Raw genomic sequence first — 23,850 nt, 5'->3', positions numbered from 1 at the left:
GCCGCAGTCGCGGCCATGGAGAGGCAGGTCTTTACACTTTCAGGATGAAGTGAATCCCATGAATTCGATGTTGATCCCGCTTACCCGTTACGCCCAGTTCGACGGCCGTGCCAGCCGCAAGGAATTCTGGATGTTCTACCTGTTCGTCATGCTGGTCACCGTGGTCGGCTACATCGGCATGGGGATTGGTGCGGCCATGGGGAGCGACGTGCTGACGATGCTGTTCGGCGCGATCGTCATCCTCTTCATCCTGGCCACGCTGGTACCGTTTATCGCGGTGTCCGTGCGCCGCCTGCACGACACCGACAAGTCCGGCTGGTTCATGCTGCTGGGGATGATCCCGTTCGCGGGCATCGTGTTGCTGGTGTTCTACGTGCTGCCGGGCACCCCGGGCGACAACCGCTTCGGCCCCGCCGCACCGGCGGTCTGACCGATTGCACCACGCTGGACCAAAGCGCCCCGCATCGCGGGGCGTTTTTTTTGGCACTTCTCCCACCCAGCGCCTGGAAGAACGCTCGGCTCTCAGCCTCTACCGCAAGCGAGCGCCATAGCAGTAGCCGGCAGGACTCTGGGCAGAAAAAAGGAGGGGGCCGGCTGCGGCCGGGGAAATTGTGCACCGAGGGCCTACCGGCTGCTACGAAGCCCAGACGCTCGCGGTGACCCCGAACGCAGACACCCGCCACCTCCACGTGTCGGCGGCACTTGCCGTCAACATGGGTAGCTCGCGCTCACTCCGCAACGACCTTTGCAACCAGGCGCTCCTCAGATGGGAGCGGCACCTTCCTGGGGCAAGCAGGAACGCGCGTCCTGCCCGATCGACCGACCCAGTGCGTAGCCGGCCTGCAGATGCGGCGTCGCGTCGCCTGCGTCCACCGCCAGCAGCACGGTCGCGCTGACCACCGGGGCGCCGCAGTAGTCGAAGATGCCGGTCTCGATCTGGGTCTTCATCGCCACATCGTAGCCACGCTTGCTCCAGGTGCGTTCATCGGCGCCGCCCAGGCCGAGCAGGTGCATCCTGAGTCGCCCCAGCTTCTTGCGGACAGCGCCGTCGCCGGCATCGTCATACGCCCATCCATTGGAGAACACCCGGTCGATCCAGCCCTTGAGCTGCGCCGGCATCGCCCACCAGTACACCGGAAAGACCAGCACCACCGCGTCGGCGCGATCCAGGCGCGCCTGCTCGGCGAGGACATCGGTGGGGAAGGGCTGCCGGCGGTGGTGGCCGTCCAGGTCGGCGCGGGTGAACCGCGGGTCGAAGCCTTCCGCGCTGAGGTCGGCCAGTTCCACGCTGGCGGCCGGGTCGGCGGCGATGCCGCGGCTGACTTCCGCGGCGACGGCATGGGTGAGGGAGGTCGGGTCGGGGTGGGCAATGACGATCAGGGTATGCATGGGCTGTCCGGTGACGTTGGGGGCGGGTGGCGGTATACTTTTGGTAAGTTACGGCCCGTAAGTTACGATTGGTATATAGCCATGTCAAGCTCGCCCAGTGCCGCTGTGCCCTCGCCACGCCGACGCCTCAGCCGCGCCGACCGGCTGCAGCAACTGCTTGCCCAGGCCTGGCAACTGGTCCGCGAGGAGGGCACCGAGGCCCTGAGCCTGGGTCGACTGGCCGAACAGGCCGGGGTCACCAAGCCGGTGGTGTATGACCATTTCGGGACCCGGGCCGGGTTGTTGGCGGCGCTGTACCGGGACTTCGACCAGCGCCAAGGCGTGGTGATGGACGCCGCGCTGGCCGCCAGTGGCCCGACGCTGCAGGACAAGGCCGGGGTGATCGCGCAGGCCTACGTGGCCTGCGTGCAGACCCAGGGGCGTGAGATCCCCGGGGTGATCGCAGCGTTGGCCGGCTCGCCGGAACTGGCGCGGATCAAGCGCGAGTACGAGGCGATCTTCATCGAGCAGTGCCGCACCCTGCTGGCCCCGTTCGCGCGCGACGGCGCGCTTCCGACCGCGGGATTGTGGGGCATGCTCGGCGCCGCCGAAGGCCTTTCGTATGCGGCGGTGAACGGGGATATCACGCCGCAGCAGGCGCAACGGGAGTTGGCGGACACCATCATCGCGATGGTGGCGCGCGCCTGACGCACGGCGTGCGCGACGCAGCCGAGCATGGCTCGGCTCTGCCTGGAGCGTGTCACGCTAGAGCAGCCGAGCATGGCTCGGCTCTACCTGTGCATGCGCATGTCAGGCGGCGGCTCGCGCGCGGTAGCCACCGTGCGCATGTGACACCGGAGTGGACGTTCGCGGCCGCGTTCTGAATTGTTTACCGAGATGTCGATGGCGTCTACGCATGATGGCAGGCAGCGCACGCGCCGGTAACCTCATCGCGTCTAGGGTGCATCCACCGGCATCATTTCGTTGCCGCATTCCGGAGATGCACAGATGGGTACCAACCAGAACCCGCAGCAGAACCAACAGAATCAGCAGGACCAGAAGAATCCGGGCCAGCAGGGCCAGCAGGGCCAGCAACAGCAGCAGCGCGACCCGCAGCGCCAGGGCCAGCAGCAGCAACAGGACCAGGACCAGAAGCGCGAGCGCACTGCACAGCAGGGCGGGCAGGACGAGGAAGAATAAGTCGTCTGCCAGCTGAATATCGTGCCAAGGCCCGGCCATTCGGTCGGGCCTTCGCATGTGCGGTACCGGCGTATGATGCTCGCCCGTTCCGCGTCGGCCGCACGTCGATGCCATTGCAAAGGATTGTCTGTATGTCTGTTGTGTTCCCGCGTTGCACGCTGTTGGCCATTGCGTTGTTCAGTGCCGGTGCCAGCGCCGCGCCCGGCGCCATCGAGCCATTGCTGGAGCGCAGCCCGAACGTGACGTTCACGCAGGGCGGGAGCGATGGAAAGCCTGTGTTCCGTGGCCAGCTGCAGCAGTTCGCCAACGGCGATACGCTGCTGCGCGTCGGTGAGGGCGAGGGCCAGCCGGTGCTGCTGATCCTCTGCTCGCAGCAGGGGTGGATCAATCCCGTCGGCGAAACCGGTAGCGACAAGCGCCTGGCCGGGAAAGACCTGCAGGCGCTGCGCATGATGCAGTACATGGGCACGTTGACCGGCGTTGCGATGGTGCAGGGCATCGGCGGCGAAACGTTGCAGGTGCCGTCCTCGGACGCGGCAGTGGCGTCCACCGGCAGCAACGCCTGGGCCTACGGGCGCGAACAGTTCACCGTGAGTACCCGGCACGTCGCCGGGCAGGGCCTGCAGGTGCGCGCGGTCAAGACGTCGCATTGTGCCACCGCCGCTGCCGACGATCCGGACGCGACCTTCAGCACCGCCGACGACCGCCAGGCACGGTTGGCCGAGCTGGAGCCGGTAGGGACCTGGCGCGAGCTGGTCATCGCCGAGGGCGAGCGGCCGGCATCGGTGCCGGCGGCGATGTCACTGCGTGGCTGGCTGCCGAGCGCGCCGGGTGGCAAGGCGGTTGCCACGGTGGGCGAAGGCCGGAGCGCCTGCAACGCGGAGTGAAACACGGCGTGGACGATACACGTCGACACACCGATCGATGTGATAAGCATTCGCATTTGGGGTAGACTGCGTCGTCCCCATGTGAAGCGGGTGCGCGGCCTGCCGCCGCCGCCCCTGAGTGCCCATGACGTTGTCCTTCGCCGCCTGCGGTCGTCGCTTGCCCGCCCTGTTGCCGCTCGCCGGCCTGCTGTTCGGCCTGGCCTGTGCCGTGCCGTCGGCGTCCGCGCAGCAACGCAACCCGCAGCAACGGGTCAGCAATACGATCTTCGAGCAGAAGGCCGAGAGCTACCGCTTCGAGCGCTTCACCCTGGACAGCCCGGACGGACAACGCCGCTGGCAGGTCAACATCGGCATTCCCGCGCGCGCTGGCAAGGCGCCCGCGCCGGTGCTGTACATGCTCGATGGCAATGCGGCCGCACTGGTGATGGACCAGCCGCTGCTCACCCAGCTGGCGGCCAGGGCGGCGCCGGTACTGGTATTCATCGGTTACGACAACGACCTGCGGATCGACTCGCCCGCGCGCACCACCGACTACACCGCGTGGATCGATCGGGCGGATGACGAAAACGGCACGCCGGCCGTGGTCGGGGGCGGTGCGTTCGCCTTCCAGGACCTGATCGAGCGCCGGATCAAGCCGGAAGTGGAGAAGCGCGCCAATATCGATCGCGGGCGGCAGGCGTTGTGGGGGCATTCGCTGGGCGGGCTGTTCGTGCTCAGCAGTCTGTATACCCGGCCGGCCGCGTTCCAGTACTACGTCGCGGCAAGCCCGTCGTTGTGGTGGAGCCAGGGTGCCCCGCTCGGCGACATGGAGCAGCAGTTCCTGGCCAACCAGCATGGCCAGAAGGCCCATGTGTGGGTGATGCTCGGCGGCGCCGAGCGCATCGGCGATCGCGGCACGCGCGACCTGACCAATCCGCGCGTGGTCGCGCACCTGCGCCGCATCGGCGGCGCCACGCCGGATGCGGCCATGCAGCTCTCGCAGCGCCTGGCCAAGGTGCCGGGGCTCGAGGTGCAGTACCGCGAATTCGACGGCCTCGGCCATGGCCCGATGTTGCAGGCCTCGCTGCAGGCCACGCTGGCCGCGCTGTATGGCGTGGACGACCGCAGCAAAGCTGCGCCGGCGCAGCCCTGATTGCCGCATTGAACCACCGCGCGCCGTGCCGCGCACCCGCTACCCAGGCTCCCTGTGCACCCTCGCACCGGCCCAGGCAATCGATGAACCGCCGCGCGATGCGCGGTACCCCGTGCAAGGAGCCTGTCATGTCGTTCCATTCCTCACTCCGTCTCTCCACCCTGGCCGCCGGCCTGCTGCTGGCCGTGGCCAGCCACGCCCAGCCGGTGTTCGACCAGCCCGCCAGTGTGTTCAAGGGCACCGTCGTCTCGCGCGGCGAGAATGTCGTGCCCGGCAGCCATGCCGAGGTGATCGGCCGCGGCTTCGTGCCGGGCCAGCAGGTCAGCCTGGTGCGCGGTGAGACCGTGCTCAACGCGCAGCCGCTCAGTGTGGATGCCGAGGGCAACTTCAAGACCCAGCTGCAGATCCCCGCCGACGCGGTGCCGGGCACCCACCCGGTGGTCGTGCGTGCCAGCCAGCCGGCCGCTGCCACCGTGCTCAAGCTGCGGGTGTCGCCGCAGCTGCCGTTGTCGGGGCAGGAGCGGTTTGCCAGCCAGTCCAACAAGCTGGTGCAGGGCCTGTACCAGTCGGCCTACAGCGCGGCCAGCAACGCGGTGTTCGTGACCTCCGCGGTCGGCCGTCCGCCGGTGACACAGTCGCAGCTGCTCAAGGTGGACCCCGGCAGCCTGAAGGTGGTCAAGGCGATCACGCCGGCGCAGGTGCCCGATGCCAAGGGGGGCAGCGTATTCGCGGTGTACGGCGTGGGCGTGGACGACGTCAACGGCAACGTGTGGGTGACCAACACCCGCCAGGACAGCGTGGCGGTGTATCGCCAGTCGGACCTGTCGCTGGTGCGCCAGTTCCCGGTCGGGACCGTGCCGCACGCCCGCGACGTGGTGGTCGATGCCAAGCGCGGCAAGGTGTTTGCCTCGGCCACCGGCGAAGACCACCTGTCGGTGTTCGATGCGAAGACGTTCAAGGCGTTGGCGCCGATCACGCTGGCCTCGGGCGTGGACGATGGAAAATTCACTCCGATGAGCCTGGTGCTCGACGAGGCCAGCGGCAAGCTGTTCACGGTCAGCATCGGCACCCCGGAAGCAGCGGTGATCGACGTGGCCAGCGGCAAGATCGACAAGGTGATCGACCTGGGTAATTCGATCAGTGCGTCCGGCGTGGCTTACGACCCGCAGCAGAACCACCTGTACGTGGCCTCGCAGGGTACCGACAACCTGCTCATCGTCGATGTCGCCAGCGGCAAGGTGCTGCACGACGTGGCGGTGGGTGCGGGCGCGCTCAACGTGGCCTTCGACGCGAAGACCGGACTGGCCTACGTGACCAGCCGCGGTGCCGGCACGGTGACCGTGGTCGACCGCAGCGGCAAGGTGGTCGGCAACCTCGACGGCGGCACCTTCCCCAACCATGTGCGTGCGGACGGCAAGGGCAACGTGTTCGCGGTGAACAAATCGCGTGGCACCGACGATGCCAAGGGCGACCGCATCACCCGTATCGCACTGCGCCAGCCATAAGCCACAGGGCAGGGCGGCAGCGTGCCGTCCTGCCGAAGGAGCAACGAGATGAACATGACCCATTGCGCGCGGCTGCTGCCGCTGGCCACCGCCCTGTTGCTGGCTGCCTGCGGAGGCACGGCGCCGCCGCCGGCGGCCGACGCTGGCACGGCCGCGGTGACCGCCAGCAAGGGCGCCGACGCCGCGCCCGCACTGCCGGCCGGCTGGACGCGGCTTGACGGTGGCGCGCTGCCGAGCCTGACCGGCCAGGCGGCCGTCCTGCCGGCCAAGGTGCGCTCCGACGACGGCGCCGAGGTGGAGGTGGACGACACCGGTCGGATCATCGTTGGCGGCGATGATGTGATCGCGGTGATCGATGCGCTCGGCCTGGGCGCGCAGGTGTTCGCCGCGCCGAAGAACACCACCACCGCGTCCGGCCGCGCCGCGCCGCACCAGTTCCTGTTCAACCGCACCACGGGCGTGGAAGGCGTGCTGAGCCTGCAGGGCTCGCTGTTCCTCGGCAACAGCCTGCGCCGGCATACCGAGCTGGCGCAGAAGCTGCGCGCGGTCGGTGAGCCTGCGGTGGTGGTCGACGACCTGCAGCCGGCGCCGGACAAGGTGCGCAAGATCGCCGCCGCACTCGGGCTTGCCGCCGCCGGCGAGCAGTTGGCGGGCCAGGTGCAGCAGCAGCTGGACCAGGCCGCTGCGATCGGCAAGGCCAGTGGGCACGCCCCGCGGGTGATCCATGTCTCGGCCACCGGGGCCGGCGGCGCGCCGACGGTGGCCGGCGCGGACAGTGCATCGGCCCAGCTGATCACCCTGGCCGGGGGCCTCAACATCGGCACCGAAGCCGGCGTGGCCAACTACTCCGCGTTGAGCAACGAGGGCGTGGTCGCTGCCGCACCGCAGGTAATCCTGGTCACCGAGCATGACCTGCAGTTGTTCGGTGGCGCCGATGGCCTGTGGAAGGCCTATCCGACGCTGAAGCAGACCCCGGCCGGACAGGCCAACCGGGTCTGGGTAATGCCCGATGTGCAGCTCAAGTACGCCAGCGTCGGCTCCGGCGTGGGCGCACTGGCGCTGGCCAGGGCGTTGGCGGCGCTGCCGCCGGCATGAGTCCGGCGGATCGGCGGCGGCGCAGGGGGCGGGGCATGCTGATGCTGGCGGCAGCGGCCCTGCTGCTGGCGGTGCTCGCCTCGTTCGCGGTGGGGCCGTTGCGGTTGCCGCCGCTGGAGGTACTGCAGGCGATCGCGGTGAAGCTTGGGCTGGCCGACCCGCAGTCGGTCAGCCCTCGCGACCTGGCAGTGGTATGGCAATTGCGCATTCCGCGCGCGCTGCTGGGCGCCATGGTGGGGGCGGCACTGGCGATGGCCGGCGCCAGCCTGCAGGGCCTGTTCGGCAATCCGCTGGCCGACCCCGGCATCGTGGGCGTCAGCCAGGGCGCGGCGTTGGGGGCGGTGGCCGCGATCGTGCTCGGTGCGGCCGGCGCCGCCGGCTGGATCGTGCCGGTGGCCGCGTTCGTCGGCGGGGCGCTGGCGATCAGCCTGACCTACGTGCTGGCGCGCCCGGGCAAGGGCAGCGGCAACGCGACGCTGCTGCTGGTGGGGATCGCGATGGCCGCGTTCTGTTCGGCGCTGATCGGCTTCCTCACCTACATCGCCAGCGAGAGCGAACTGCAGTCGCTGGTGTTCTGGCAGATGGGCTCGCTGGCCCGTGCCAGCTGGGGCGACGTCGCCGCGGTGGCGCCGTTGTTCGCCATCGGCGTGCTGGCATTGCAGCGCCTGGCCACGCCACTGGACATGCTGGCGCTTGGGGAGCGCCAGGCCCAGCACCTGGGGCTGGACGTGGCGCGCACCCGGCGGCGCCTGGTGGCGTTCAGTGCGTTGCTGGTCGGCGCCGCGGTGGCCTTCGCCGGGTCGGTGGCGTTCGTGGGCCTGGTGGTGCCGCACGTGGCGCGCATGCTGGTGGGCCCGGGACATCGCTGGATGCTGCCGGTGTCCGGCGTGCTCGGTGCGGTGTTGATCGTGGTGGCCGATACCGCCGCGCGCACGCTCGATCCACCGGCGGAGATTCCGCTGGGGCTGTTCTCGGCGGCCCTGGGCGCGCCGTTCTTCCTGTGGCTGGTGCTGCAGCAACGCCGCAAGGAGACCCCATGAGTCCCTTGTTGCGCCTGCGCGGGGTGACCGTGCGTCGCCAGCAGCGCGAGATCCTGCACGGCATCGACCTGGACGTCGTGCCGGGCACCGTCACCGCGCTGGTCGGCCCGAACGGGGCGGGCAAGTCGACCCTGCTGGCGGTGGCGTCCGGCGATCTGCCCGCCGATGCCGGCGAGGTGCTGCTGCAGGGCCAGCCATTGGCCGGCTACAGGGCCGGACCGCTGGCGCGCGAGCGCGCGGTGATGCCGCAGGAACATGGCGTGCGCTTCGCCTTCAGCGTGGAAGAAGTGGTGGCCATGGGGCGGCTGCCGCATCCGCCGGATCCGGCACGCGATGACGCACAGGTGGAGCAGGCGATCGACGCGGCGGAACTGCAGGCACTGCGCCAACGCGAGGTGCAGCAGTTGTCGGGCGGGGAATCGGCACGCACCACCTTCGCGCGCGTGCTGGCGCAGCAGACCCCGCTGTTGCTGCTGGATGAGCCGACCGCCGCACTGGACCTGCGCCACCAGGAGCGCACGCTGCGCACCGTGCGCGGCCTGGCCGATGCGGGTGCCTGCGTGATCGTGGTCCTGCACGACCTCAACCTGGCCGCCGGCCACGCCGACCGCATCGTGCTGCTGGAGCAGGGCCGGATCGCGGCCGACGGCACGCCGGCCGAGGTGCTGACCGAAGCCACCCTGGGCCGTGTCTACCAGCAGCCGGTGATCGTGCTGCGCCACCCGCAGCGCGGCGTGCCCCTGGTAGTAGTGGCCGACCCAACGTAGAGCCGACCGTTGGTCGGCTGCACAGGTAACGTACCGAAGCGCAGTCCGTAGAGCCGACCGTTGGTCGGCTGCACAGGTAACGTACCGAAGCGAAGTCAGTAGAGCCGACCGCTGGTCGGCTGCACAGGTAACGTGCCGAAGCGCAGTCAGTAGAGCCGACCGTTGGTCGGCTGCACAGGTAACGTGCCGAAGCGGAGTCCGTAGAGCCGACCGTTGGTCGGCTGCACAAGCAACGTGCCGAAGCGCAGGTCCGTAGAGCCGACCGTTGGTCGGCTGCACAGGTAGCGTACCGAAGCGAAGTCAGTAGAGCCGACCGTTGGTCGGCTGCACAGGCAACGTGCCGAAGCGCAGTCCGTAGAGCCGACCGTTGGTCGGCTGCACGGGTAACGTGCCGGAGCGAAGTCCGTAGAGCCGACCGTTGGTCGGCTGCACACGCTTCCCGATCAAGGCCATGAAAACGCCAACCGTCGGCCGGCTCCACACACGATGACAGGTGAGCCAGCGCCCGGCGCTGCCGGTGACCCGCCGAGGCGGAGTTACCAGCCGAACCTCGCCGTCGCCATGACCGTGCGACCGCTGCCGTAGTAGCACGACGACACGCCGGTGCAGGTCGAGGCAAAACGCTTGTCGGCCAGGTTGCTGCCGTTGAGCGCCAGCTGCACGTCGGTGCCGCCGATGCGGCCGAGGTCGTAGCGGATGGCGGCGTCGAACAGGGTGTAGGACGGGATCCGGTACAGGTTGGCGCTGTCGCCATAGCTGACCCCGTTGTAGCGGGCGCCGGCGGCCAGGCTCAAGCCGCGCAGTGCGCCGCACTGGAAGGTGTAGTCGGCCCAGAACGAGGCGCTGTAATCGGGCACCATCGCCAGCGCCTTGCCCTTGTAGGGTGCCGAGCGGGTCATCTCCGAGTCCATCCGCGATGCCGCGCCGATCAGGCTGAAGCCCTCGATCGGAGTGATCCGGCCCTCCAGTTCGATGCCGCGCACGCGCCCTTCATCGCCCTGGATCGAGCAGGTGGCGGTGCCGGTGGCGCCGCAGTTGCGGTGGCTGGCCACCGGATCGTCGACGATCATGTTCTGCTGGCGCAGGTCGTACACGGCCAGCGTAACCAGGCCGTCGACGGCGGCCGGCTGATATTTCAGGCCCGCCTCCCACTGCGATCCGGTGACCGGCTCGAACGCGGTCTGGGTGAAGCTGTCCAGCGGCGACTTGGTCGAGGGCTGGAACGACTCGGCATAGCTGACGTACGGGGTGAGGCCGTTGTCGAACACATACAGCAGGCCGGCGCGACCGGTGAATGCCTCGCTCTTGATCACGCTGTGCCCGCCAGGCGTGGAAACGCCGGTGGCGATATTGCGGTTGGCGCTGCTGCTGTCGTCCTTGGTCCAGTCATACCGCCCGCCCAGGGTGAGGCGCCAGTTTGCCAGTGCGATCTGGTCCTGCAGGTACACGCCGCTCTGGCGGTTGACCCCGGCGGTGGGCGTTTCGGTGCTCAGCGTGGGCGCGTAAGTCGAGTACACCGGGTTGAAGATGTCGATCGGGCGCGGGCTGCTCATCGCGCTGCGCACGCCTTCCCAGTCGGCACGCTGCCAGTCCCAGCCCAGCAGCACGGTGTGGTCTGCCGCACCGGTGGCGAAGCGGGCCTGCACACGGGTATCGAACGTGTCGCCGTCCGAGTCGCCGGTGCCCATCACGCCGCGACGGTTCTGGGTGCGGCCATCGGCGTTGAGTGCGCCAAAGGTGACCACGCCCCGGTACAGCGAATCCACATGCGTGCGGCGCGCGCTCTGGGTAAAGGTGAGGTGGTCGTTGAACGCGTGCTCGAACATCCAGCCGGCCGTCCACAACGTGCGGTCGAAGGTGTTCCAGCCCGGCTCGCCGATGAAGGTGCTGTTCTTCATGTAGCCGTAGCGGGTAGGGTTGAGCGTGCCGGCGGCCGGCAGGAACTGGTACGTCGAGCCGCCGTCGTCCTTCTGGTACAGGCCCAGCAGGGTCAGGCGGGTGCGCGCGGCGATCTGCCAGGTGTAGCTGGGTGCCAGGAACCCATGCGTCTGCCGGGTGTGCTTGATCTGGGTGTCGCCATCGCGGTACAGGCCGACCAGGCGGAACAGGTGGTCGTTGTCGGCGGTGCCGGTGCCCACGTCGAAGGCGGCGCTGTACTGGCCATTGGCATCCACGCCCAGGCGCAGTTGCTGCGCCTGGTCCGGCGTGGGGGTCTTGCTGACCTGGTTGACCATGCCGCCGGGGGCGATCTGCCCGTACATCACCGCCGAGGGCCCCTTGAGGACCTCCACGCGCTCCAGGTTCCAGCTGTCGAACATGCTGCGGTTCCACTGGCTGCCCTGCGGCGCACGCATGCCGTCCAGGGTGACGTTGTTGGACCAGCTGCCGGCATCGAAGCCGCGGATGCGGAAGTCATCGACGCGGTTGTCGATGCCGCTGCTTTCCAGGCTCACCCCGGCCACGTAGCGCATCGCATCGTTGAGCGACTGCACACCACGCGCATCCAGTTCGGCACGCTCGATCACCGACACCGACTGCGGCGTCTCGGCAATGCTGGTGCTGGTCTTGGTGGCACCGCTGGTGCTGTTGGCGGCGCGGTAGGCATTGACCTTGACCGCGTCGAGATCGGTCGCGGTCTGCGCGTGCGCGGGAAACACGCCGGCAGCGGCCAGCGCACAGGCCAAGGCAAGCAGGTTGGGGCGCAACCGGCGGGAGGATTCGGTGGGGAAGGGCATGACGGATGACTCGAAGGCACGGAAGGGGTGCGGGGACTGGCTTGCGCAAGGCGGCCCGGAGCCGCGACCCGCGTCGTTCGCGTCGCCTGGGGCGACGTTTGCCCGGAGCATTCTAGGGATTTCGCCACATTATGCAATTGCGACCCATTCGCATATACGGGACACGTATCGTCGGCAATGCGCACCATGGTTGGAGCCTATCCGCCACCTGGCGCCTCAGCGTTCCATGCATGAGTGCAATAAAGGCTTGCGCATGCCGCGACGAGGTCTAGAATGCGCGCATCCACCCGATTCCGCCGCCATGACCTCGATGCCGCTCCTGACGTTTTTTACCCAGACCCGCGCAAGCGCGGTACGGGCGCGTCTGCCCTGCGGCTCATCAGGCGGTTGACCGGTTTCCGGTCACCCTGAAAGACCCCAGACAGAGCGCCCAACCGGGCGCTCTTTTCGTTTCAGCGCTTCATGACCCATGCAAAGGAGAACGTGCCATGCACCAGATCGCCGAGCCCCAAACCTGGCCGCACGCCCGTTAGCCAACGGCGGCGTGCGGCTCCTCGATGTTGGCGATGAGATCAATCACCATGAACACCACGACTTACACCCTTTCCCACTGGCGCAACCTGGGCATCATCGCCCACATCGACGCCGGCAAGACCACCCTCACCGAACGCCTGCTGTGGAAAACCGGCGAGATCCGCCGCGTCGGCGAAGTCCATGATGGCGCGGCCACCACCGACTTCTCGGCGATCGAACGCGAGCGCGGCATCACCATCGGCGCCGCGGCCGTGCAGGCGCATTGGGCGCCGCGCGGCGGCGAGGACCATCGGCTGACCCTGATCGATACCCCCGGGCACATCGATTTCGCGATCGAAGTGGAGCGCTCGCTGCGCGTGCTCGACGGCGCGGTCGCGGTGTTCTCCGCCGTCGATGGCGTGCAGCCGCAGTCCGAGACCGTCTGGCACCAGGCCCGCCGGCATGGCGTGCCGCTGATCGCCTACGTCAACAAGATGGACCGCATCGGCGCCTCGTTCGAACGCGTGCTGGCCCAGTTGCAGGACAAGCTGCAGGCGCGTCCGTGGGCCGTGGGCTGGCCGCTTGGCGATGAAAACCACTTCCACGGCTGGGTCGATTTCATCGCCCGGCAGGTGGTGGAATGGGACGACGTCGGCAACCCGACCCGCAGCGACTGGACCGCCGAACAGCAGGCGCGGTGGCAGCCGCATCGCCTGCGCCTGATCGAGGCGGTCGCCGATCACGACGACACCCTGGCCGATGCCTGGCTGGCGGGTGCGGTGGTGGACGATGCCGCGCTGCGCGCCGCGCTGCGCCGGGCCACGCTGGCGGGCGCCGGCGTGCCGGTGCTGGCCGGCGCTGCGTTCAAGAGCAAGGGCATCGACACGCTGCTGGATGCGATCGTCGACTTCCTGCCGTCGCCGCTTGACCGTCCTGCGGTGGTGGCGACGCGTGGCGAGAGCGAGGTGCGGTTGCCGCCGGACCCGAACGGGCCGCTGGCCGCGCTGCTGTTCAAGATCACCCACCAGGCCCATGCCGCATTGAGTTTTGTGCGGGTGTACTCGGGCACCTTGAAGGTGGGCGACCAGGTGGCCAGCTCGCAGCACGCACAGGGCCGCCGCATCAGTCGGTTGGTGCGGGTGCAGGCCGACCAGACCCGCGACATCACCGAGGCGGTTGCCGGTGACATCGTGGCGGTGATCGGCTGGAAGGATGCGGTGAGCGGTGAAACGCTCAGCGCGCCATCTGCGCCGCTGCTGCTGGATACCATCCATGCCCAGCACGCGGTGCTGGCGTGGCGGCTGGGCGCGGAGAAGGCGTCCGACCTGATCCGGATGAGCCAGGGCCTGTCTAGCCTGGCGCAGGAAGACCCCTCGTTCCGCGTCGCTACCGATGCGGTGACCGGGGAAACCCTGATCTGGGGCATGGGCGAGCTGCACCTGGAGGTGATGGTCGAGCGCCTGCGCAGCGAGTGGAACGTGCCGGTCAAGGTGGGCGCGCCCCGCGTGGCCTACCAGGAAGCCCCGGCGCGGGCGGTGCAGGGCGTGGAAGGCAAGGTCGTCAAGCAGACCGGTGGCCAGGGCCAGTACGCCCGGGTGCTGGTGGATGTGACGCCCACCGGCGACGACGCGGTGCGCTTCATCGACCGCACGGTCGGTGGGGTCATCCCGAAGTCGTTCGTGGCGGCGGTGGAGAAGGGCGTGCGCGCGGCGCTGGAAGAAGGGCCGCGTGGACATCCGGTGGTCGGGATCGAGGTGGTGCTGACCGACGGCCAGACCCACGCCAAGGACTCCTCGGAGATGGCCTTCCACCGGGCCGGCAGCGAGGCGCTCAAGGCGGCACTGGCCACGGCAGGCACCCGCCTGCTGGAACCGGTGATGGAAGTGGCCATCCACGCGCCGTCGGGCAATGTCGGCGACGTGGTGGGCGACCTCAACCGGCGCAGCGGGCGGGTGGCCTCGATCGAGGACCATGGCGCGCAGGTGGAGGTGGTGGGCTATGCGCCGCTGGCGCGGCTCGCCGGTTACACCACCGCGCTGCGCTCGCTCACCCAGGGAAGGGCGACCAGCGACATGCGCTTCAATGGCTATGAAGAAGTGCAGGCGGCTTGATGGGGGACGGCCGGCCGTGGGTCGGCATGGACATCACCCTCCGCTGATGAAGAAGATGAAGGGGGCCGGGAGACCGGCCCCTTTTTCGTGGGCATTTACGCCAAATGAACCGGGCGACGCCGCGCCGCGCATTTCGTACTAGTTGCATTGGGCCCGGCACGCACATCCGGACAATGCGCCACAAAGGAGGTCGGGCGCGACATGCGATTGCGTGCGGTTTCCTCGCCCTTCGCCCGCCCGTGATACCCGGTTGCCGCTTTCGCAGGGCATCGCACCGCGCGATGTCTTCGTGGCGCGGCGCTGCTCTCCTTCTTCTGGATGCCTCCCATGAATGCTCCCTCCCTGCGTGGCAACACGTTGTGCCTGGCCGTCGCTGCCGCCCTTGCGGTATCCCTGGCGCCGATGGCGGCCGTCGCCGCCGAGACCGTGATCATTCGTGACGCCGAGCTGGAATTCATCCAGCCGGTTACCTACGGCCACGCGGAAATCTACGACTCCCGGGTGATCAATCACGCCAGTGGCAGCGGCGCTGGCCGCGAAGCCGTCCGCATTGATCGTGGCAACCTGCGGATGGAGCGCACCGAGGTGGTCACCCGCGGCGATGAAATGAGCGCGTTGTCGTACTACGGCGCCGAGTACTACAACAATGGCGTGGTCTATGACGCGGTGATCGTGGATTCGGATTTCCGTACCAGTGGCGACAAGGCGGTCGGACTGTTGTTCAGTTCGACAACGTTCGACAGCAGCACGGGTGCGTTGGACAAGGTCGGCCAGATCACGGTCCAGGGCAGCACCGTGAGTACGACCGGCGTGCAGTCCCACGCGATGGGGGTGACCGGGGTCAATGCGGTGGACGTGACCGGCACGCAGTTCACGACGGCCGGGCAGAACGCTGCGGGTGTCAGCATGATGGGCGGCATCCTCGCCATGCGCGACGGGTCCAGCGTGACGACCACCGGCGATGGCGCGCACGGTATCCACGCGCGTTCGATGCGCTGGAGCACCAGCGGCAGACCGGGCGTGGTTTACCGCGCCGACGTTACCCTGGTCGACAGCACGGTGACCACCTTCGGCGCTGGCAGCGTCGGCATCCTGGCCGGCTACCAGGACAACGGCACGCCGGTCGGCATCGGCGCGCGGCTGCGCCTGCAGCACGCCGGCGTGAGGTCGGCGCAGAGTCACGCGGTGCAGTTCCTGCGCGGCCAGGACAACACGCTGGACCTTGGCGCCGGCAGCGTGCTGGATGGGGGCGATGCGGTGGTGTTTGCCGGCGAAGCCGATAGCATCAACCGCGTCACTGCCACCGATTCGTCGTTGATCGGCCGCGGCGCGCAGGCGCTGGTGGCCGACAACGGTGCGCGCCTGGACGTGCAACTGGACAACAGCGACGTCCAGGTGGCGGGCGGCATGGGCCTGGCGCACGCGCGCAATGGCGCCGCCATCGACATCCACGCCACCGGCTCGCGCCTGCAGGGCAGCGTGCAGGCTGACGAAGGCGCGTCGCTGGCCGTGCAGCTGGACAGCAGCCGCTGGAATGCTTGGGGCCCGTCGCAACTGGACCAGCTCAGCCTGCGCAACGGCAGCGTGCTTGCGCTGGGTGCCGGCAGCGTCGGCGACCGCCTGATCGTGCGCGGTGATCTGCGGATCGAAGACAGCACCCTGGCGTTCGACAGCGGCCTGGGTGATGACGGCTCGCCGACCGACCATCTGTGGGTGAAGGGCGATACCGCCGGGCGTGGCGCGGTCGTGGTCAACAATGCAGGGGGCCGCGGCGGCCAGACCGTGGATGGCATCCAGCTGATCCGGGTGGATGGGCAGTCCGCCGCCGCGCTGACCCTCGCCGGCCGTGCCGTCGGTGGGCAGTACGAGTACTTCCTGTTCAAGGGCAGCCACAGCGATCCGGCCGACGGCCACTGGTACCTGCGCTCGGAACTGCAGCCGGAGACCGATCCGTGCGCGACCGATCCCATGGCGGATGGCTGCACCGCGCCGTCGCCGGACCCTTGCCTGGCTGACCCCGGCCTGCCGCAATGCATCGACGAGACGCTGGAACCGGAGCTGCGTCCGGAGCCGGAAACCGGTCCCGCACCGCAGCCCGTGCTTCGCCCGGAGCCCGGCGCTTACCTGGCCAACCAGCGCGCGGCAGTACAGATGTTCGCTTCGACGGCGCAGGATCGTGATGCGGCGCGCGGCGGCAGCGAGCGCGGCGCATGGGCGATGGTCAGCGGCAGTCGCGCCCGCTACGGTGCCGTTGCCGATCAATTGCATGTGCGCGGGGACGGCGCGGCGGTCCAGGTGGGCACGGATGTACTGGACTGGGGGCAGGTCGGTCGCGGCCAACTGGGGGTGATGGTGGGCAGCGGGCGCGCCACCAACACCAGTACCTCGCGCCTGACCGCCTACCGCGCCCACGGTAAGGTCAGCGGCCAGGTCGTGGGCGTATACGGGCAGTGGCGGCAGACCGCGGGCAGTGACCGTGGCCTGTACGCAGGCGCCGCGCTGCAGCACGCACGCTTCGACAACAGCGTGCAGGGCGAGGCATTGCGCAAAGAGCGCTACGACAGCCGCGGCACCGCGGCGTCGGTCGAGGTCGGTTACGCCTTCGCACTGGTCGACAGCGGCGCGCGCGCGCTGTACGTGCAGCCGCAGGTGCAACTGCGCCATACCGCCTTCGACGCCGACCCGCATACCGAAACCAACGGCACCGTGATCGATGGCGCGGAGGCCGATGGCCTGAGCAGCCGGGTGGGCGTGCGGGTGTTCGGTCATGCCAACACCGCCGGCCGCCACCGCGTGCAGCCATACGTGGCGGTCGACTGGATCCGCGAAAGCGGCGACAACCGCCTGCGCTTCGATGGCGAGCGTGTGGCCGGTGGCGTGCCGCGCGACCGGGTTGAGGCGTCGGCCGGTGCGCAGGCGCGCCTGGGGTCGCGGTGGAGCGCATGGGGCGACGCGGGCTGGCAGCGCGGCGATGGGGGGTATCGGGAAGGGACTGCCTCCTTGGGGCTGCGCGCCGCCTGGTGAGCCGGCGCCACGGGTTCGCCCGGGTTGGCTTGAGCGTCCAGCTTGGCGGCGCCGGGCAGCCTGGCCCGCGGCCGGTCGGGTAAGCGGCGCTGGGCGCACAGGGATAGAATAGCCGGCTGCACCGTATTCGATCTTTGGAGCCGCTTGATGACCACCGCGCATTTCTACCCGATCGGCACCCCCGGCCAGCCCTGGGGTGACGCAGAGCGCGCGCAATGGCGGGCGGCACAGCAGCGCCAGCGCAGCTACCACGATGACGTGGTGGCCGCGCTCGAACGCCTCGGCGAACGCTTCGAGGTGGTCCAGTACGGCCAGCTCGACTACGCGCCCGATCACTACCCGCTGTTTGCCGTGGTCAACCAGGACTGGGATGCCACGCTGCCGACCGCGCTGGTCACCGGTGGCGTGCACGGCTATGAAACCAGCGGCGTGCATGGCGCGCTGCAGTTCCTCGACGAAAACGCCGAAGCCTACGCCGGCCGCATCAACCTCGTCGTTGCGCCGTGCGTCAGCCCGTGGGGCTATGAGCGCATCCAGCGTTGGAATCCCGACGCGATCGATCCCAACCGCAGCTTCCGCGAGGGCGGCCTGATCGAAGAGGCACGTGCGTTGATGCAGTGGGTGGTCACGCGCGGCGACACCCTGCTGGTGCACCTGGACCTGCACGAAACCACCGACAGCGATCTGCACGAGTTCGACCCCGCGCGCTGCGCACGCGACGGCAAGGTTCTCGTGCCAGACATCATTCCCGATGGCTTCTACGTGATCGGCAACAGCGAAGACCCGCAGCCGGCCTTCCAGCAGGCGCTGATCGCAGCGGTGGAGAAGGTCACCCATATCGCCCCGGCCGATGCCAACGGCGAACTGATCGGCATGCCGCTGCAGTCCAAGGGCGTGGTCTGGGGCGAGTCGCGTTCGATCGGTGCCTGCGCCGGCTTCACCGATGCACGCTTTGCGACCACCACCGAGGTCTACCCGGACAGCCCGCGTACCACGCCGCAGGAATGCAACGACGCGCAAGTGGCGGCGGTGTGTGCCGGACTGGATTTCGCGCTGGCCCAGCGTTGAATGGCGCCTGACAGCGTACCCGGGCCATGACGGCGAGGCCGCTTCGCCCCGGCCTTTGCTGGGCGATCGGCGCTGCCTCCGTTCGAGGCGTTATGGCGGCCTCTTGATATCGCGTGCAGGGCCGGTACGGCGTTAGTTTCAGTAGATTGCCCGCATTATCCGCCGTGCGCTGCTCCCGGGTCGGCGGTTCTGAATCCATGGCCGCGCCCGCACAGTCGGCGACCGCGCCCAGCCATGGCGGCACCTCCTCTGCGGCCTCCGGGGGCTCAGCGATGCCGGGCGGCACGCAGTATCTGAGCGACAGGCTGAGTGTCGACGGCGGCGGATACACGCAGCCCTGCGAGCATGGGCAGTCGATCGTCGGCAGTCTGTATTACGTCGTAGATACAACTCTTCGTAAAGCGCGGTCCTCGCCGCGCTTTCGTAGATGTTGCATGGCTCATCCCGCGCAGGGATGGTGTGCTGGACGCCTCTCCAAACTCCTGTTGCTGAAAGGCTTCCCATGCGTACCCGTAGCACCCCGTACTTCACCCAGGCCGCGTCCCAGCGCGGATTCACCCTGATCGAACTGATGATCGTGGTGGCCATCATCGCCATCCTGGCGGCGATCGCGCTGCCGCAGTATCAGGACTACGTCGCCCGGACGCAGCTTGCCGCTGCATTGGCCGAGCTTGCACCGGGCAAGGTTGGCTGGGGGACGTATCTGGCTGAAAATGGCGCATCGCGTCCGCCGGCACTCAGGCCGGATGTCATCGGCTTGCCTGCGTCGAGCAGCCGTTGCGAGAACATCCTGTTCGAGCCGGGTTCGTCCGGGTATGCCAAGCTTACCTGCGAGCTGAGGCAAACCTCCCGGCTGGGCGGCAAGCTTACCCTGGAGCACTCTGGTCCTCCCGGTTACAAGTGGACCTGCTCCAGCACCGTCGCCGATCAGGACCTGCTGCCGCCGTCGTGCAGATAGGCCGGCGATGCTGGATGCCGCCGATGCAAAAACTAGTAAAGCGCCGGATCCAAGCGTCTTTTGAAACAACTTGCATAGCAGCGGCGGGGGCGGCGGTGGTCTCCTGTGCCCCGGCCGATCCGTCGTGTTTTGACGGGTCACGCCACCTTCTATCGTTGCTCAAAGGACATGTATGAACTTCCGTAGCCAGATGCGCTTCAAGACGGCTTCGCGCCAGGGTGGCTTCACCTTGATCGAACTGATGATCGTCATCGCGATCATCGCCATCCTCGCCGCCATCGCGATGCCGCAGTATCAGAACTACGTGGCAAAGGCCAAGACGGGCGCCGCGCTGGCCGAGCTCGCCCCGGGCAAGATTGGTGTGGAGACCAGCGTGGGCGAGGGGGTTGAGGTTAAGACGCCGGCGGATGTGGGTCTGTCGGCAAGCAGTGACGCGTGCGCCACCATCACAGCGGTCTTCACCACCGCTGGAGCTGGTGCGTTTGAGTGCAAGTTCAAGGCCGCGTCGAAGATCACAGCGACCGATACCCTGACGCTTGCTCGCACTGCGGATGGCGCATGGAGCTGCACGAGCAGCGTCACCCCCACCGACCTGCTTCCGGTCAGCTGCCGCGGCACCCCCTGATCACCCCAGGCGCGTACGGCAGGATGCCTTCCGCATCCTGCCTTTCCCTGCCGATGACCCCGTGTCGGCCACAGCACAGGCAACCCACGCGACAGCGCAGCAAGGCCGCGTTGTCGCCGTCCAGTACCCATGACCCGCTTCCGCCAGATTCCTTTCACGCCAGATCCGGGCGCCGCCGAACCGGTGCCCGCTCCACTGGGGTTCGTGCACCGGCTGCGCCAGCGCCTGGCGGCCGAAAAGGTGCCCCAGCTTCACCTGCAGTGCGCCGCCGTCGTCCTCGACGAGAACGCACTGTGCTGGTTGAACATCGAGCAGAACCTGGTGATGGTGTCCGAACCCGCAAGCATTGCCCTGAAGCAGCTGGAGCTTGCGCTGGGCACCCGGCCGGGGCGGCTGAGTCTGGAGCCCCTCGCCCGGGACGCATTCGATATGCAGTCCAGGTACACCAGGACTACGCCGATGCGGCCGTTGTTGTGGCAGACCGGTTTGAACGTGCTGGACGGCAGCGCACCGATGCCACCATTGTCCACGGATAGCTGTCTGCAGCTGCGCCGCTGGCCGGACTTTCGCGTGCTGGCCCATCGCCACGATGACTTCCGCATCTGTGCGCTGCTGATCAAGCGGGGGCTGACCGTGCGGGACGCGTGCGATGCCTTGAATCTTCCGCAGAGCCAGGTGCAGGCGTTCTTCAACGCCGCCTATCTCAGCGGGTATGCCCTGCCTGTTCTTGCGACCGATGCGCCCACGATTCCGCCCAAGGCGGGGCGGCTGGCCACGTTATGGCGCGATGTACGGTCCCGCTGGAGCCAATAAGCCATGCAGGAATACAAGATTGTCGTGCTTGGGCCGATGGGTACCGGCAAGTCCACGCTGGTCCAGGCCCTCGCGGGCGGGCAAGTGGTCAACACCGACGTGCGCAACAGCGACCCGGCCGCACTGAAGGCATCGACCACCGTGGCCATGGACTACGGCGATATGCCCCTCCCGGGTGGTCATCGGCTGCGTCTGTATGGCACACCAGGCCAACGGCGGTTCGCGTTCCTGTGGCCGATCCTGCTGGAGGGTGCCAGCGGTGCGATCGTGCTGGTGGATGCCACCAGCGAAGCCACACGCACCCTGGCGATCAGCCACCTCGAGGCCATTGCGGGCCACAGCCCCTCTCTGCCGGTGGTCATCGGTTTGACCAAGCAGGACAGCTTCTCCGTGTCGCAGCTAGGCGACTGCGGGCACTGGTTGCGATCAACGGCCCCTTTGCTGCCTGCCATTCCCGTTGACCCACGCAAACCGCAACAGGTGCTCACGCTGATGGATGTGCTGATGAGTCAGATCGAATGCCAGTCGTTGGTGCAGGCCATTGACTGACGTGCGCCCACATCACGCGGCCCATCCGGCAGTGGATCGCCATCTGACCACGCTGGTAGCCGATGTCACCGGCGTGCACGGCGCGGTGGTGGCCAGCATGGATGGCTTCGCACTGGCGCAGCGGGGCGGGCAGGCGGGCACCGTGGACCGCCTGGCCGCGATGACCAGTTCGATGCTCGCACTGGCTACCGCGCTGGGACGGGAGCTGGCGATCGGTGCGCTGGAAACGCTGATCCTCGATGCCGAACGCGGCAGCGTGCTGATGCTGGCCGTTCCCGGCGAACCGCCCAGCCTGCTGATGGTCGCCTGCGACGACGCGTGCGTCATGGGCACCGTGCTGTGGCATGCCAGGCGGTGCGTGCGTGGCATCGCCACCGCAGCAACCTCCACTACCTGACGGATCACACCGTCGAATCCCCCCATTTACAACAACTCAGAGAATCGAATGAACACCTCAATCAACAAATGCCTGGATACCCTGATGCAGATCAACGGCGCGCAGGCGGTGGCCCTGGTCGACTACGACAGCGGCATGCTGCTCGGCGAGGCGGGCTCGGGCGTGGACATGGAGCTGGCCGCGGCCGGCAACACCGAAGTGCTGCGCGCCAAGATGAAGACCGCCGAGGCGCTGAAGCTCAACGACAGCATCGAAGACGTGCTGATCACGCTGGGCCGCGCGTATCACGTGCTGCGTCCGGTGGCCGCCAAGAAGGGCCTGTTCTTCTACGTCGTGCTGGACCGTCAGAAGTCCAACCTGGCGCTGGCCCGGCGCATGGTGCTGGACGTGGAAAGCTCGCTGTCGCTGTAAACGGCGGCATTGCGCACGCCCAGCGCCGCAGGGTTGGGGTAGGGCAACCCTGGCCGCCCGAGGGTTGGGCGGCCAGGGCATTTTATTGCGGGCCAGCCTGCGATTGACGCATATCGCAGGCTGCCCGGACATGGGAGAAAGTACGTGACGGCTTCCGCTACGACACTGGGGCGTGCTGCACGCGGGTTTACATTGCTGGAACTGATGGTCGTGGTGGGCATCATCGCGATTCTCGCCGCGGTCGCGGTACCGGCGTGGGAGACGTTCCGCCGCCGCGCGGCGTTGACGGCGATGGTCGCAGAGATTTCGCGCGCGAAGCAGCCCACCGAGATTCGCATCATGGAGGGCATGGAGTCCTCCAATGACCCAACGGATGGGGGGCTTGTGTCTCCGTCCGCGATTTGCACGGATATTATCTATTCAGTCTCTTCCTCTCCGGGTTCGTCGTCCGTCCTGGCAACTATTACGTGCTACAAGGAAGACTTGGCCGCGATACTCAGATACCGGGGTGGGGCCTGGAGCTGCGTTACCGAATTTGGATGGTCGGGCGGCGTAGGTCACGACCCCATACTGTGGTCGCCAAGAGGCTGCACAGGTCGTTGACGTCGATGCGGATGCGTCAAGGCATCGCGTGTTGCAGCCGCAGATGCCGTCGGTCGTGGGGAACAGGTCATGGGTGTCCCCGCCGCCATGCAGACACTGCTCGGCCTGCGCTCGTGGCGATGATGCGTCGTGTGGAACCCCCGCGGGGCAGGAATCGCTTCCTGCACCGCGTTCGGCTGCCGTCGGCCTTACTGGATATCCCCGTACGCGCAGCCCACCGTCACCCAGCCGGGCGAATAACCCAGGTCCACCAGCACGCGCACGTTGCGGTTGTCGCTGAGCGGCTTGCGGTAGTCCATTCCCTTCCAGCCGTAGGTCGCTTCCATGGCGGCCTGGTCCGGGCGCGGCGCCATGCCGCCGATGCGGTCCACGATCGCCTTGCCGCGGGCAAGTTCCTGGCCCGGGGTGACCTTGAAGGCAAGCAGCATCTCGGTGGTGCTGGACAGGTGCACGAGGTCGGAGGTTTCGCCCCAGGCGGTGACGGGCGCATCGCTCTTCCACAGGCTCAGGGCCGCATCACCGGAGGCGTCCGAGCCGGCGTGGGCGAAGTCCTGCACGTCCTCGGCGTTGATGCGGTCGGTGAACGCGGCGACCTCGGCGGCGGTGAGCTTGCATTCGAGCAGGCGCGACAGCGTGGATGCGGTGCTGTCCTGGGCGATGGCGGCCGCAGGCGCGAGCAGGCCGAGCAGGGCGCACAGGGTGGTGGTCTTGATGGACATGAAGCCTCGATGGGTTGGGTGTTCGTGCTGTGTGTGCCGGGCGCACGTTCCGTGTGAGCACGTCGCCGCGGCCGACGAATTCTGCCCGATTTCCCGCTGTTTTTGCATGCGTTGAAGGGCTGCGCTCGGGTGGCGTGAAGGTGCGATAAAGATCACATTTTGGATGTGTAGTATCATGGCGCGCTTGATCATTGCCTCGGGCCATTGGCCGTCTCTCGGTCATCCTTCCTGCAGCGCCGTGGAATTCCACGCGGCCGTCCGGGATCGCCTGTTGCCACCCCTCTTCGCGCATCGTGCCGCGTTCTTTCGGAGGCGGTTCTTTCCTGTGCC

At 67.9% G+C, this 23,850-nt stretch carries 22 protein-coding genes; 19 read left to right on the top strand and 3 right to left on the bottom strand.

What is annotated here, in order from left to right; translation table 11 throughout:
- The first annotated feature begins 58 nt into the window (after window positions 1-58).
- Window positions 59-430, top strand: coding sequence for a DUF805 domain-containing protein (locus AC06FD_RS06445; protein ID WP_259202606.1), 372 nt, complete (start codon window positions 59-61; stop codon window positions 428-430).
- 332 nt (window positions 431-762) lie between these two features.
- Here the strand turns inward: AC06FD_RS06445 and AC06FD_RS06440 are convergent, their stop codons facing one another.
- Window positions 763-1,389: an NAD(P)H-dependent oxidoreductase gene (locus tag AC06FD_RS06440; protein ID WP_478077334.1), complete on the bottom strand. Its 627-nt coding sequence runs from the start codon at window positions 1,387-1,389 to the stop codon at window positions 763-765.
- An 81-nt stretch (window positions 1,390-1,470) separates the two neighbouring features.
- Here AC06FD_RS06440 and AC06FD_RS06435 point away from each other — a divergent pair, with 81 nt between their 5' ends.
- The 8 genes from AC06FD_RS06435 to AC06FD_RS06400 all read left to right on the top strand — a co-directional run bounded on the left by AC06FD_RS06435 (window position 1,471) and on the right by AC06FD_RS06400 (window position 8,994).
- Window positions 1,471-2,076, top strand: a complete 606-nt coding sequence (locus tag AC06FD_RS06435) for a TetR/AcrR family transcriptional regulator (protein WP_478077333.1) — start codon at window positions 1,471-1,473, stop codon at window positions 2,074-2,076.
- A 300-nt stretch (window positions 2,077-2,376) separates the two neighbouring features.
- The gene (locus AC06FD_RS06430; protein WP_259202609.1) at window positions 2,377-2,568 is read left to right on the top strand and encodes a hypothetical protein; all 192 of its coding nucleotides are present in this window, start codon (window positions 2,377-2,379) and stop codon (window positions 2,566-2,568) included.
- A gap of 131 nt (window positions 2,569-2,699) precedes the next feature.
- A complete protein-coding gene (locus AC06FD_RS06425; protein ID WP_478077332.1) occupies window positions 2,700-3,455 on the top strand; it encodes a hypothetical protein in 756 nt (251 codons plus the stop codon).
- 124 nt (window positions 3,456-3,579) lie between these two features.
- Complete coding sequence (locus AC06FD_RS06420) at window positions 3,580-4,587, top strand: alpha/beta hydrolase (RefSeq protein ID WP_478077331.1); 1,008 nt, start codon at window positions 3,580-3,582, stop codon at window positions 4,585-4,587.
- 128 nt (window positions 4,588-4,715) lie between these two features.
- Complete coding sequence (locus AC06FD_RS06415; protein ID WP_478077330.1) at window positions 4,716-6,092, top strand: YncE family protein; 1,377 nt, start codon at window positions 4,716-4,718, stop codon at window positions 6,090-6,092.
- 48 nt (window positions 6,093-6,140) lie between these two features.
- The gene (locus AC06FD_RS06410) at window positions 6,141-7,187 is read left to right on the top strand and encodes a heme/hemin ABC transporter substrate-binding protein (protein ID WP_394161914.1); all 1,047 of its coding nucleotides are present in this window, start codon (window positions 6,141-6,143) and stop codon (window positions 7,185-7,187) included.
- Window positions 7,184-8,227 (top strand): FecCD family ABC transporter permease, encoded by a 1,044-nt coding sequence (locus AC06FD_RS06405; protein ID WP_259202614.1) that lies wholly within the window; start codon window positions 7,184-7,186, stop codon window positions 8,225-8,227. Before AC06FD_RS06410 ends, AC06FD_RS06405 begins: the two co-directional genes overlap by 4 nt.
- The gene (locus AC06FD_RS06400) at window positions 8,224-8,994 is read left to right on the top strand and encodes a heme ABC transporter ATP-binding protein (protein ID WP_259202615.1); all 771 of its coding nucleotides are present in this window, start codon (window positions 8,224-8,226) and stop codon (window positions 8,992-8,994) included. The genes AC06FD_RS06405 and AC06FD_RS06400 overlap by 4 nt, the downstream gene beginning before the upstream one ends.
- 536 nt (window positions 8,995-9,530) lie before the next feature.
- Here AC06FD_RS06400 and AC06FD_RS06395 read toward each other — a convergent pair.
- On the bottom strand, window positions 9,531-11,729 hold the full coding sequence (locus AC06FD_RS06395) for a TonB-dependent siderophore receptor (RefSeq protein ID WP_478077329.1): 2,199 nt from the start codon (window positions 11,727-11,729) through the stop codon (window positions 9,531-9,533).
- A 581-nt stretch (window positions 11,730-12,310) separates the two neighbouring features.
- On the opposite strand from AC06FD_RS06395, the gene fusA reads away from it, so the two are divergent.
- From fusA to AC06FD_RS06345, 10 genes are all read left to right on the top strand, one after another.
- On the top strand, window positions 12,311-14,353 hold the full coding sequence (gene fusA / locus AC06FD_RS06390; RefSeq protein WP_478077328.1) for an elongation factor G: 2,043 nt from the start codon (window positions 12,311-12,313) through the stop codon (window positions 14,351-14,353).
- Window positions 14,354-14,680: 327 nt separating this feature from the next.
- Window positions 14,681-17,377 carry an autotransporter family protein gene (locus tag AC06FD_RS06385; RefSeq protein ID WP_478077327.1) on the top strand — a complete coding sequence of 899 codons (2,697 nt, stop codon included), beginning with the start codon at window positions 14,681-14,683 and terminating at the stop codon, window positions 17,375-17,377.
- Between the two features lie 147 nt (window positions 17,378-17,524).
- Window positions 17,525-18,445, top strand: a complete 921-nt coding sequence (locus AC06FD_RS06380; protein WP_478077326.1) for a M14 family metallopeptidase — start codon at window positions 17,525-17,527, stop codon at window positions 18,443-18,445.
- A 502-nt stretch (window positions 18,446-18,947) separates the two neighbouring features.
- A complete protein-coding gene (locus AC06FD_RS06375; RefSeq protein WP_478077325.1) occupies window positions 18,948-19,403 on the top strand; it encodes a pilin in 456 nt (151 codons plus the stop codon).
- 172 nt (window positions 19,404-19,575) lie between these two features.
- The gene (locus AC06FD_RS06370; RefSeq protein WP_478077324.1) at window positions 19,576-20,028 is read left to right on the top strand and encodes a pilin; all 453 of its coding nucleotides are present in this window, start codon (window positions 19,576-19,578) and stop codon (window positions 20,026-20,028) included.
- A 129-nt stretch (window positions 20,029-20,157) separates the two neighbouring features.
- Window positions 20,158-20,841, top strand: a complete 684-nt coding sequence (locus AC06FD_RS06365; protein ID WP_394161930.1) for a hypothetical protein — start codon at window positions 20,158-20,160, stop codon at window positions 20,839-20,841.
- A 3-nt stretch (window positions 20,842-20,844) separates the two neighbouring features.
- Window positions 20,845-21,390: a GTP-binding protein gene (locus tag AC06FD_RS06360; RefSeq protein ID WP_478077323.1), complete on the top strand. Its 546-nt coding sequence runs from the start codon at window positions 20,845-20,847 to the stop codon at window positions 21,388-21,390.
- A 1-nt stretch (window position 21,391) separates the two neighbouring features.
- The gene (locus AC06FD_RS06355) at window positions 21,392-21,787 is read left to right on the top strand and encodes a roadblock/LC7 domain-containing protein (protein ID WP_478077322.1); all 396 of its coding nucleotides are present in this window, start codon (window positions 21,392-21,394) and stop codon (window positions 21,785-21,787) included.
- Window positions 21,788-21,835: 48 nt separating this feature from the next.
- Window positions 21,836-22,198, top strand: coding sequence for a hypothetical protein (locus AC06FD_RS06350; protein WP_478077321.1), 363 nt, complete (start codon window positions 21,836-21,838; stop codon window positions 22,196-22,198).
- 144 nt (window positions 22,199-22,342) lie between these two features.
- Window positions 22,343-22,801 (top strand): pilin, encoded by a 459-nt coding sequence (locus AC06FD_RS06345; protein ID WP_478077320.1) that lies wholly within the window; start codon window positions 22,343-22,345, stop codon window positions 22,799-22,801.
- A 188-nt stretch (window positions 22,802-22,989) separates the two neighbouring features.
- On the opposite strand, the gene AC06FD_RS06340 is transcribed toward AC06FD_RS06345, so the two are convergent.
- Entirely contained in the window at window positions 22,990-23,520 is a 531-nt protein-coding gene (locus tag AC06FD_RS06340) for a hypothetical protein (RefSeq protein ID WP_478077319.1), read from the bottom strand.
- Window positions 23,521-23,850 lie beyond the last annotated feature (330 nt).

Source organism: Stenotrophomonas sp. Steno-Z1 (assembly GCF_056393175.1).
This window is presented reverse-complemented; position numbering and strand designations above follow the sequence as displayed.

Coding starts and splice junctions, on each gene's coding strand:
- AC06FD_RS06370 (WP_478077324.1), top strand. CDS start 19,576: ATGAACTTCCGTAGCCAGATGCGCTTCAAGACGGCTTCGCGCCAGGGT.
- AC06FD_RS06435 (WP_478077333.1), top strand. CDS start 1,471: ATGTCAAGCTCGCCCAGTGCCGCTGTGCCCTCGCCACGCCGACGCCTC.
- AC06FD_RS06365 (WP_394161930.1), top strand. CDS start 20,158: ATGACCCGCTTCCGCCAGATTCCTTTCACGCCAGATCCGGGCGCCGCC.
- AC06FD_RS06415 (WP_478077330.1), top strand. CDS start 4,716: ATGTCGTTCCATTCCTCACTCCGTCTCTCCACCCTGGCCGCCGGCCTG.
- AC06FD_RS06425 (WP_478077332.1), top strand. CDS start 2,700: ATGTCTGTTGTGTTCCCGCGTTGCACGCTGTTGGCCATTGCGTTGTTC.
- AC06FD_RS06340 (WP_478077319.1), bottom strand. CDS start 23,520: ATGTCCATCAAGACCACCACCCTGTGCGCCCTGCTCGGCCTGCTCGCG.
- AC06FD_RS06375 (WP_478077325.1), top strand. CDS start 18,948: ATGCGTACCCGTAGCACCCCGTACTTCACCCAGGCCGCGTCCCAGCGC.
- fusA (WP_478077328.1), top strand. CDS start 12,311: ATGAACACCACGACTTACACCCTTTCCCACTGGCGCAACCTGGGCATC.
- AC06FD_RS06350 (WP_478077321.1), top strand. CDS start 21,836: ATGAACACCTCAATCAACAAATGCCTGGATACCCTGATGCAGATCAAC.
- AC06FD_RS06405 (WP_259202614.1), top strand. CDS start 7,184: ATGAGTCCGGCGGATCGGCGGCGGCGCAGGGGGCGGGGCATGCTGATG.
- AC06FD_RS06420 (WP_478077331.1), top strand. CDS start 3,580: ATGACGTTGTCCTTCGCCGCCTGCGGTCGTCGCTTGCCCGCCCTGTTG.
- AC06FD_RS06385 (WP_478077327.1), top strand. CDS start 14,681: ATGAATGCTCCCTCCCTGCGTGGCAACACGTTGTGCCTGGCCGTCGCT.
- AC06FD_RS06400 (WP_259202615.1), top strand. CDS start 8,224: ATGAGTCCCTTGTTGCGCCTGCGCGGGGTGACCGTGCGTCGCCAGCAG.
- AC06FD_RS06440 (WP_478077334.1), bottom strand. CDS start 1,389: ATGCATACCCTGATCGTCATTGCCCACCCCGACCCGACCTCCCTCACC.
- AC06FD_RS06380 (WP_478077326.1), top strand. CDS start 17,525: ATGACCACCGCGCATTTCTACCCGATCGGCACCCCCGGCCAGCCCTGG.
- AC06FD_RS06410 (WP_394161914.1), top strand. CDS start 6,141: ATGAACATGACCCATTGCGCGCGGCTGCTGCCGCTGGCCACCGCCCTG.
- AC06FD_RS06395 (WP_478077329.1), bottom strand. CDS start 11,729: ATGCCCTTCCCCACCGAATCCTCCCGCCGGTTGCGCCCCAACCTGCTT.
- AC06FD_RS06430 (WP_259202609.1), top strand. CDS start 2,377: ATGGGTACCAACCAGAACCCGCAGCAGAACCAACAGAATCAGCAGGAC.
- AC06FD_RS06445 (WP_259202606.1), top strand. CDS start 59: ATGAATTCGATGTTGATCCCGCTTACCCGTTACGCCCAGTTCGACGGC.
- AC06FD_RS06360 (WP_478077323.1), top strand. CDS start 20,845: ATGCAGGAATACAAGATTGTCGTGCTTGGGCCGATGGGTACCGGCAAG.